At 33.9% G+C, this 8,969-nt stretch carries 8 protein-coding genes; 1 reads left to right on the forward strand and 7 read right to left on the reverse strand.

Going from position 1 to position 8,969, the window contains the following annotated elements; genetic code table 11:
• Positions 1-134 precede the first annotated feature (134 nt).
• From FC55_RS09425 to FC55_RS09445, 5 genes are all read right to left on the reverse strand, one after another.
• Positions 135-830, reverse strand: a complete 696-nt coding sequence (locus FC55_RS09425; protein WP_035149303.1) for an FAD-dependent oxidoreductase — start codon at positions 828-830, stop codon at positions 135-137.
• Between the two features lie 221 nt (positions 831-1,051).
• The gene (locus FC55_RS10050; RefSeq protein ID WP_003699245.1) at positions 1,052-1,219 is read right to left on the reverse strand and encodes a hypothetical protein; all 168 of its coding nucleotides are present in this window, start codon (positions 1,217-1,219) and stop codon (positions 1,052-1,054) included.
• A 13-nt stretch (positions 1,220-1,232) separates the two neighbouring features.
• Positions 1,233-1,487, reverse strand: coding sequence for a hypothetical protein (locus tag FC55_RS09435; RefSeq protein WP_003699246.1), 255 nt, complete (start codon positions 1,485-1,487; stop codon positions 1,233-1,235).
• Between the two features lie 60 nt (positions 1,488-1,547).
• Positions 1,548-1,751 (reverse strand): hypothetical protein, encoded by a 204-nt coding sequence (locus FC55_RS09440; protein ID WP_035149306.1) that lies wholly within the window; start codon positions 1,749-1,751, stop codon positions 1,548-1,550.
• Positions 1,752-2,114: 363 nt separating this feature from the next.
• The gene (locus FC55_RS09445) at positions 2,115-6,704 is read right to left on the reverse strand and encodes a S8 family serine peptidase (protein WP_003699252.1); all 4,590 of its coding nucleotides are present in this window, start codon (positions 6,702-6,704) and stop codon (positions 2,115-2,117) included.
• A gap of 272 nt (positions 6,705-6,976) precedes the next feature.
• Here FC55_RS09445 and FC55_RS09450 point away from each other — a divergent pair, with 272 nt between their 5' ends.
• A complete protein-coding gene (locus FC55_RS09450; RefSeq protein ID WP_003699254.1) occupies positions 6,977-7,252 on the forward strand; it encodes an HU family DNA-binding protein in 276 nt (91 codons plus the stop codon).
• 66 nt (positions 7,253-7,318) lie between these two features.
• On the opposite strand, the gene FC55_RS09455 is transcribed toward FC55_RS09450, so the two are convergent.
• Complete coding sequence (locus FC55_RS09455; protein ID WP_003699255.1) at positions 7,319-8,272, reverse strand: hypothetical protein; 954 nt, start codon at positions 8,270-8,272, stop codon at positions 7,319-7,321.
• A gap of 72 nt (positions 8,273-8,344) precedes the next feature.
• Positions 8,345-8,779: an N-acetyltransferase gene (locus tag FC55_RS09460; RefSeq protein ID WP_003699256.1), complete on the reverse strand. Its 435-nt coding sequence runs from the start codon at positions 8,777-8,779 to the stop codon at positions 8,345-8,347.
• Between the last annotated feature and the right edge of the window lie 190 nt (positions 8,780-8,969).

Raw genomic sequence — 8,969 nt, forward strand, 5'->3', positions numbered from 1 at the left:
GCTATCCATCCCCTCACTAAAGTAAGGAGATTTCCACCAAATTGTTATTAAATTACCAATTTCTAAAAAAATATAGAAAAAATCTCTAAGTATACACATTGTATATTTAGAGATTTTTGCGTATCTATATAATTTTAGTATCCGTATAAGATATCGTGCTTAATGTTTTCAGCATCAATTCCCTTATCTTGCAACGATTGACTTACAGCTTCTACAATCTTTTCTGAAGAAGATACATAATATAACGCATCATTAGCTAGTTCGCTTGTCAACTTTGTTAATTCTCTATCTACATCATTTTCATCGCGAACAAAAATAAATTCTGCATTTGGTAATGATTTCTTAAATTCAGCAAAGTCTTCTTTGTAGAAATAATAATCCAAAGATGAATATACAAATTTAATCGTACGTTCACTCTTGTCTTTAGCTAGTTTTTCAAGTAATGCTCTAATAGGTGTAACACCTACCCCACCAGCAAAAAACACTAATGCTTGGTTTTCATCTTCAGGAAGTGTAAATTGGCCTAATGGACCCTTAACTTCTACTTCTTCACCTGGTTGTACAGTTAAAAGATTTTGTTTAAAGTTACTGATTTCTTTACCTGTTCTTGTACCTAGCAAGATTACATCATCTTCAGGTAAGGAAGCAAATGATAATGCACGTAACTTTTTCTTTTCTGTAATTTCTTTAGTAGGTAAGCCTAGTCTCATGTATTGACCTGCCACCCAATTCATATCATTAGGTTTTTTAATCTTTATTTCATAGTAGTCTTTTTCCAAATTTTCGATTGAAATTAATTCTGTCTTGTAGCTTGGTAATTCTTCTGCCATGATATCATCTTCTTTCCATAGAGTTATGTACAACATTATTTTATTTAACTTTTAACATTTTATCAAATATATTGCCTCAATACTGTTGTTATTTTATTTCATATGTGCTGCAATACTAGAAACTACCGGATCAACTTTACATTTTTATTTTACGTGGAACACTCCACGCTAATTGATTGCATACAAAAAAAGTAGTTTAACGACTTACTCAGGTTGGAATGTTATAATTTAATCTCATTTACTTTACGTGCTAACTTTTCTACTAATTTCATATTATCAAATCGTGTTTCTTCAAAAATATCTATATTAAGTGTTATATGCATTCTAGGATCATCTGCATTTCCAGAATAATCTACACCCTTTACACGTACTGTAATCTTATCATCCATACTATCCACATCCTTATGCTCTATCCCAAATTGCTTCAAGTTCAATAGCCTCTGATGACGGGTTTCCTTGGGGAGCGATGGCACTACTCCCAATAGCCATTAAAACTTTGTTATCAATCATATCTGTTTGTGAATCTGTCACTGTTAATTCAATATCAGGTTCACGACTGGATACATATTGTTCACAGATAGCAAAAATATCAGGAAAATGTTCTTCTATAAAACTATAGTCGTCTTGACTAAAATAAAGGTATCCAATATCTTCCATAACTTACTTACGCCTCTTTTTCTTTTGCGGCTTAATAGTAACTACTTTTTCAATGGTATGCTATATAACTTCTATTTTCTTTATCTCACTTTCTGAGATGATAAGACCCGTCTCAAAACCAGGTTTATTCACATTAACTACGTCTAACCACCATTGATTATCTTCAGAATCTGCTGGTGTTTCAACACTTCTTACGAAGCCTTTCCATTCAACACCTTCATCATCAATAATTCTAACATTTTTTCCCCAAAAATTACCCAACATTATTATCATCTCCATTTTTTAGTTTATTTATAAAAAACGTCTCATAACCGTATATTTTATTAGTTAATTTGTGTGTTTCTCTGTATGTCATATCGGAATTATTCTTCATCAATTTCATTCGTACAATCCATGTTTCAATAATAGTATATCTTTTTCATGAAATTTTTGTCTATTAAATATTCTTTGAAATGATTGAGTTCGTTTATAGATATTCTCCACTTTCTTTTAAAATATCACGCTTGCCACTGAACAATATTATCTTGTGTTACATCTTCATAGTGCCTACATTTTAAATAATTTTCCCACACAAAAAAGTGTCATCGAGATTCACTCATATCTCAAATGACACTTTGTTATTACTTATTAATCTTTTTTAACACGTCTTAAGCCTAATGCACCTAAGAATCCTGCGATTGAGGCTAAGACTGCACCTAGAACAGAAGTAGATTTACTGTTATTTTCACCAGTTTGTGGTAATACTTTTACTGGTTCTGCAGCTTTTTTGCCCACTTTAGCTACAGATTTATTTGAAACAGTCTTAGTTACTACTGTTTGTTCTACTTTATTATTTGTAACTTCATTAACTTGTACTTTATTATTGTCTTGTTCTTTATCTGCAAGAACATTTAGTAACAATACCACATTACCATATTCATTAACTACTCGGTAATCCTTGGCAGCTTCGACTCCAGTAGCATTTACCCAATTACCAGTACTATCTTTTACTTGTAGTGTATTGTTATTGTAATCTACTAGAACTTTGGTTACACCATCTTTATCAGTTGTTACAGTCTTAACTGTATCACTAGCTGGTTGATAGTGAACATAGAACTTCCTAGTTACAGTATTACCTGTCAAGTCAACTACACTCAATGTATATACGTGTGTTGTTTCGCCAGTTGCATCAGCTAAGTTAAATGTCTTGCTGAACTTATATGCTGGATATGGATTAGTTACTGTGCTTCCATCTTGATGTGCTTCAGTAACAAAGTTCACACCAGAATTGTGGAATTCACGATAATCATTATCTCCATTGAAGAAGAAACGATATCCGTCTAAATTATCAGTAGCTTCTCCAGATACACTAAAGTCCTTATTATTAGTGTAGACTTGATAATCACCATTACTATCCAGTTGTAAATTAGCCACATTATTTAAGCTGAGTGTTGGAAGAACTGTATCTAAGATTAACTCCATTGTACCTCTAGTTGTTGAACCATCATCTTTTGTATAGATGTAAGCAACAGGTCTTTGTGAAGTTGGTGCTGTATGGAATTGGAAACTAAATGTTCCATCACTATTTAAGTTAACCTTATTTACAGGATCATCTTCATTGTAACTATCTCCCAATACCACCAATGATTTGACATTTGGATCAACCTTACCTGTTAAAGTAAATACTTGTGTTGATGGATTATATACACCATCTTTAACAGCTTGTGCTCCTACCCAGTTGTAATCATTATCTTTCAAGTAGTCAAAGTGGATATCTGGGTTAGCATCTGCACGTGTTGTTAGATCCTTTAGACTGTGTCCTGGCAAATCTCCTGGATTACCAATTGTAGCAGAATCAGCTTTTTCTTGAACAACATTTGTTCCTAATTGGTCAGCACTTGTAAAGGCTGGTGCTGGCGTAGGATTCTCTGTATCTGTATCAACACCCAAATAAACACCATTTGCAGAAGTTCTTTGAACATCATTAAATGTTGGTCCTACAACTTCTGTCCATCCTAATAATACAGTTCTACCACTATTATTAGTTACTTTTACGTGGAAAGTTGCTAATCCATCTTTTACATCTGCTTTATATACTGCACCTGTGAAGTAGTCGCGTGCATAAGCTTCAACATTATCCCCCTTAGTAACCGCTGCTTGTACGACTACATCATCCTTGTTGTTGCTTACGACTGTATCTAAAACAATACCAAAGTTTTCTTTAACAGTATTATTTACTTGCCATGCAAAAACAGCCTTTGGAGTTGCTGTATTCAATTTATATACTACATTCTTACCAGCTGCATCTGATGTGAAGACAACCGCAGTATCACTTGTACTTACAGGAACCACAAAATTACCACTGTTATCACCTTGAACTAATGCACCATTGTAATAGAAATCAGATGTTGCATTTCCACGTAAGTTATAAGTTGAAGTTGCTGCTTGATAATCTGGGGAACTTTGATCGAGTTCTAATCCATTAGTTGCATTCCAAACAGATACTTTAGTTGTTGCATCATTGTTTCCATTTACCAGTAAGGTTACTGTTGAAGTATTATCAGCTACATCGCTAACTGCAACTGATAAAGCATTCTTAGCTGCAGTAAGTGCTGCTAAAGTATCACTATCTAATACGGCTTTAAATGTTCCTGATGTTTTAGCTGCATTTAAGAATTTCGAATTCTTGCCATCATTTAACTTATAGCCAAATGTCTTATCATTGACTTTAACTACTGCATAAGAATAATCTGTAAAGCCAGATCCTGTATCTTTATAATCAAAGCTTAAAGTATGTGTCGTAGCATCATACTTAACATTTGATAATACTGGAGCTGTTGTGTCGATAACTACTGGATAATCAGCTGTTTGAACCCTATTTGCACCATCATTATACAAAGTAGCAACATAACGATATGTATATTCACCATCTGCTGCATTTACCATTTCACCAGTCTTATCATCGTATACTTTTCCATCCCAAGCCAAAGTATTTGGATTATTACGCATTGAAACTGATAAAGTTACGTCTTTATTAACTCCACTTTCATAGTAAGACTTATCCAGACCTTGTTCATCTGCAACTACACGAACAACTTTTCCATTCTTATCTAACACTTCAACCTTAAGATCCTTTAGATTTTGCTTAACAAAGGCATATGGTTTTAATAAGTCACTCTTACCATCAGCATTTGGTGAGAATGCAACTTTTCCATCTTGGTATAATTTAGCAACTTGTTGCCAATTATAATTACCTTCAAGATTTACTAAAGCCTTTAAGGAATTTTCATCAGCTATCCCTCTTGGATAGTTGTCTTCATTAACAAAGTAGTTACCACCATAGACTGTACCTTCTTGATTAGCAGCTTTGTCAAATACATCTTCACTTGTCATATCACCATAATATGCGAGATATGGAACTACTAATTGATTTTGACCATCATTTCCTACAAATCTCAACCAACCTTCAACTAATTGATTTTCTTTCAAACCTGTTAAAGATAATGTGAAATTATAAGTTGCGCTTTGTCCAGCTTTAACGGTTACTGTCTTATTTCCATAGACATGTGCTCCTGCCAGATAAACATCGTGGAAAGTTCCTGTATCAGCATCGCGCACTTCAGTTAATCCACCACCAAAATCATCAAAAGTATATGTTTGATCTTTATCGGATAAGTTCTTAAATGTTAGTGCGAATTGAGTTGAATCTCCAACTTTTCTCAAAGATACAGAACTTGTGCCGTCTGCTGCCACAACATATACTGGAGATTCTGTTGCAGCACCTGCATCAATTTCACCAGCACCTTGACGTCTAGGAGAAACTGGAGTGTCATATCCTTGTTGCGTCATTGGTTTAGCTGTATTCATGATTAAAGCTTTAGTAGCTTGAACTAAATCTGCTCCACTTAAGTTAGTAGTAGATTTTAATCTTTGCATTACTAAAGCTGCAACCCCAGCATTAAATGGACCAGCCATAGAAGTTCCACTCATAGTATTGTAACGATTATCGTTCCCTGTTGAAGTTACACTAACCCCAGGAGCTGATACATCTGGTTTCAAAGTGAAATCTTGTAAAGGACCCCAAGAAGAGAAGTCTGCCATGTCATCACCAGCACCTACAACCGAGTTTTCAGCTGCAACTGTCATTGCATTGCGCGATGCACCTGGATTAGCTACCGTACTACTAGAGAATGGTTCAAAGTTTCCGTCTGCTCCACCTGGTTCATAAGGAACTTCTTCACCAGTAACACTTGCCGAATTACCATTGTTAGAAGCTGAAATGGAGACGAATACACCATGTTGAGTTGCATATTCAACCGCTTTTTGCTCTACATCATTCAAATTAGCAGCTGCGACGCCTTGACCTAAGGACATTTGAATTACATTAGCACCTAATTTAACTGCGTCATAAATTGCTTGAGCAATATCATCAGTATTTTCATCAGCAAATTGATCATTAAATACTCGCATCATCATTAACTGTGTTTCAGGTGCTACCCCTACTGCATAGCGTTCATTGCCATTTGGTTGGCCGTCAGCACCAATGATACCAGCAACGTGTTGACCGTGTTCTGATGCATCTGGGCCATCATCTTTAACCCAGTTGTTGTCACGACTCGCATAATTATATACGAATGGGAATTTCTCTGAAGTATATTTCCCGTAGCCTAGCTCGCTAATCTTCTTGTCAGCATCTTCCTTAGAAATTGCTGGAGATTCAGGAGCTTTAGAGAAATCTTTATGGTTTGTATCAGCACCAGAATCAATAACAGCAACCACCATACCTTGTCCTTTATAGCCATTATCCCATGCAGTTTGAACATTTCCTTTGACATGGTCTTTATAGGTTGTTGGTGGTACTGTCTGATCAGCAGTATCAGCAGTAGTTTTAGCCTGTTGAGCTGTTGTAGCTTGATTTTGACTAGCTACTGAATCAACATTGCTCGTTGCTGCTTCTTTTACGGTATCAGTTTGAACATTAGAAACATTGTTAGAACTATTACTATTAGTTGTAACAGTTGTTTGAGCTGTCGTATTATTCTGCACACTCGAACTTGATGCCTGAGTAGCTTCTGTTTTTACACTTTCACTACCAGTAACGGTATCGGCTTGAGCGTTAGAAACTGGACTTGTCACTAAAAATGTAACTCCAGAAATAGTAATAATCGCTGACACCACCCACTTAGATTTAGCTTTATAAAGCTTGTAGCGGCGTTTTTCACCTAGCAACTTTTCCATGCACTTCATCTCCTTCTTCTAAAAGTTATTTTTTATATTAACATATTTTTAATTAATAAACAATTATTCTTTAATCATTTGTTCATATTAATATGATAGAAAGCCCTATATAAAAGCTAATTGATAAAATTTACTTAATTTTTACTTTTTAATTTCTAGATTCTTGTAATTTTTTTATAAAGCCCTTGCAAAAACACATTTGAATATAGTACAATTGCAGAAGATTAAGGTTTTATAGCCCTAATACCTATATTTATTGGGAGTGATTATTAATGAACAAGAACGAATTAGTAGAAGCTATCGCAGAAAAGATGGGTACAACTAAGAAAGAAGCAGAAGCAGCTGTTTCAGCATTCACAGAAACAGTTAAAGAAGCTTTAGTAGATGGTAAGAAAGTACAAATCATCGGCTTTGGTAACTTCGAAGTACGTGAACGTGCAGCTCGCAAGGGTCGTAACCCACAAACAGGTAAGGAAATCGAAATTCCAGCATCTAAAGTTCCTGCATTCAAACCAGGTAAAGGCTTGAAAGATGCTGTTAACAAATAATTATTAATAGATGATTAAAAGACCCTAACTCGCAATTGAGTTAGGGTCTTCTTGTGTCTCTTTCTCTTATCCTTTGTACCAAACTTCAAGTAAATCTTTAGAAGTAAATTCTAAATGAGTATGGTTTCCTTGTAACAACAAATCTTCAACTAATTTTTTATCGAAACTGATATAACCTTCCCATTGGCCTTTATCAGTTATTTCAATATAAATTTCCAATAATTTCTTATCAAAATCAGCATGATTCAATAACCAGCTTAATGCACGACGTTTTCGATAACGTTCTTTAGCATTATTTAGGCGATGTTCATAGCTTTCATAAGCATCTTTAACTTTTAGATAGCCCAAACTATTATTATCATCTAGAACTTTCTTTGTTTCTCTGTCAATTATTACGTATTTTCTATTTTCACTATCTGATAATTCTTCCGATCTTATGACAGCATACTTTTCTAGTTTATCATCTAAAACATCTTCCACTTTTATATCTTGATAATCATCTATTGCTGGTACTTCTTCTACAAGAGTATCTAATTCATCTGCATTTTCTTCTCGCCATAACTCATATTGATCCAAATACCATTGTTCAGATTCATTATATTCTTGTTGTTTACCAGATAATATACATCCCGTTAATTGATGACTATCTTCCGGAATAGCTTGATATTGATAGGCTTTATCTAACCTTCGAAAGTTTTTTGGCCATGCAATTAAAGATGCAATATCTCCATTATTCTTGTTTCCTAAAACATTAATGTCTGGCCTTGCTTCAAATTTTAATTGCGTACCTGACGTTAACCTTCCAAGTTTAGCTAGACTTTTTCCATATCCCAACCAATAATACTTAGCGATTAATTCTCCAGTATCCGCTAAACATACATTCTTTAACAATACAGTTGGATATATATTTTTTAAGCTACTTGATTTTCTTTCACGAACAATTACATCTGCTTTAATAAAAGTTGCAGTAAAATTATATTGAGTTAGATTCTTTAATTTTTTCATATTTACTGTACTCATAATTTATCCCCCATTTTTCAGTGCTAATAATAATATACGCAATTCAAAAATTTTCTCGCTAAAAAATAGAATTTATTCGACTTTATTTTTATTCCAAATCATCGTAAATTCAATTTCCCCTGTATGTTCATCATTCTGCTTAGAAACAATAGTAAACCCATTTTCACGATAAAATCTTAATGCACGTTTATTCTTTTGATACACATTTAATGACAATGTACTGTGCAATTGTTTTATATATTCCAAAAGTTGCCTACCAATACCTTGAGAACGATACGCTTTATCAACAAAAATCCCTGCAATATATTCATCCATCAGTCCAATAAATCCCTTTATTTCTCCATTTAAATCATAAACAAAAATATCAGCTTTCAATAATTGTTTTTCCACTTCTTCAAAATTAGCTTTCCAATACTCTTTAGCAATGAAAGAATGGGCATCTTCATTTCCCGCAAGCCATAACTGCATAACTATCTGAGTGTCTGATATCTGAAATTCTCTTATCATTTTATTCTCTCCTATAAATAGCTTTCTTATTCATTTATTGTATCCAAAACTAAACGATAAAATTAATGTAGCATTACTCTTATGTATCCTCTTTTATAATATTATAGAAAATCTTTATTTTACAGAATTTTCCAAATAAAAATCCCCACCCAAAAGGATGAGGATGAAGTGCCTTACAATTGTTAGACAA

The organism is Ligilactobacillus salivarius DSM 20555 = ATCC 11741, assembly GCF_001435955.1.
GTDB classification, from domain to species: Bacteria; Bacillota; Bacilli; order Lactobacillales; family Lactobacillaceae; genus Ligilactobacillus; species Ligilactobacillus salivarius.